Source organism: Streptomyces sp. NPDC031274 (assembly GCF_055570235.1).
Genome location: NZ_JBVIHP010000305.1, coordinates 1 through 1,254, shown reverse-complemented (window position 1 = coordinate 1,254; position 1,254 = coordinate 1). Strand labels below are relative to the sequence as shown.

Sequence of the window (1,254 nt, the reverse complement as noted above, 5' to 3'; positions counted from 1 at the left end):
GCCGACCGACTGCGCCGGCTGTGTGCCGAACCGCCCGTCGTGGCTCGGCACATCGTGGCCTCCGGGCACGTCGACGACGACGAGGCTCTCGACCTGCTGTGCGAGACCGCTCGCCGCGCCCGTGGGGCCGAAGACGCCGCCTTCGCCGTCGCCTGCCTTCAACTGGCCGAAAGCGTCTGCGGCAACGGACCACGCCGCAGCGCCATTCTCGGCCAGCTCGCCAGGCTCGTCGGGCGCCTCAGCCCGACGACGGCCGGCTCCTGCCTCAGCGCGCTGCGCGCCGCCTTCGACGAGGGCTGGCTCGCCGAACAGGAGATCCCGCTGCTCATCAAGGGCCTGCTGCGGCAGGGCAGCTTCGAGGAGGCCGCGGCCGTCGCCCAGAAGTCCCGTGGCACGTACGACAGCTGGTCGGTCACCGAGGCACTCCTGGCGAACGGGGCCGTACGCACCACGTATCCCGCCCTGCGCGAACACCTGAGGCCCGACGACGCCCCCGCACCGGCACCCATCCTCGGCAGCGAGGCCATCGCGGCGCGCGGCGGTGACCCGGGCGCCAAGGTGGACGCGGCCCTGCACATCATCCTGACCAAGGGCTGTGACCCGGGCGCCGCCGACCTCGCCGAGCACCTGCTGCAGGGCACCCGGTTGAGCGACGCCACCCTGGATCCCGTGCTCAGCGCGCTGTCCGTGCTGGTCTACGCGGACCGGCTCGGTGCGGCGGCGCACTGGTGCGACGCACTGCTGCGCGAGGCGACGAAACTGGGCGGGCCCGGCTGGCAGGCGCAGCTGTCCGAGGCCAGGGCCGGGATCGCGCTGCGGCAGGGCAATCCGGCGGACGCCATCCGGTACGCCACCAACGCCCTGGGCTGGATGCCCGCGCACAACTGGGGCGTGGCCCTCGGCTCCCTGCTGGCCACCCTGGTGTCCGCGCACACCGTGACGGGCCAGTACGAGCAGGCCGCGGCCTTCCCGGACAGGCATGTCCCGGACGCGGTCTATGAAACGTGTCATGGCCTGCAACTGACGTATGCACGCGGTCAGTTGTACGCCGCCACCAACCGCCCCTACCCCGCTCTGGACGACTTCCTCGCCTGTGGGGAGCGGATGCAGCGGTGGGGTGTCGACCAGCCGTCCCTGGTGCCGTGGCGCTCCGCGGCCGCCGAGATGTACCTGGCAACCGGCAGAAAGGCCGAGGCCGAGAAGCTGGCCCAGGAACAGCTGGCCAGGTGCGGTCCCCGCCCGTCCCGCACCCGG

General features: G+C 72.8%; 1 pseudogene. It reads left to right on the top strand.

What is annotated here, in order from left to right:
- Positions 1-39: 39 nt before the first annotated feature.
- A pseudogene (locus tag ACZ5CR_RS45885) lies at positions 40-1,254 on the top strand (hypothetical protein); the annotation flags it as partial.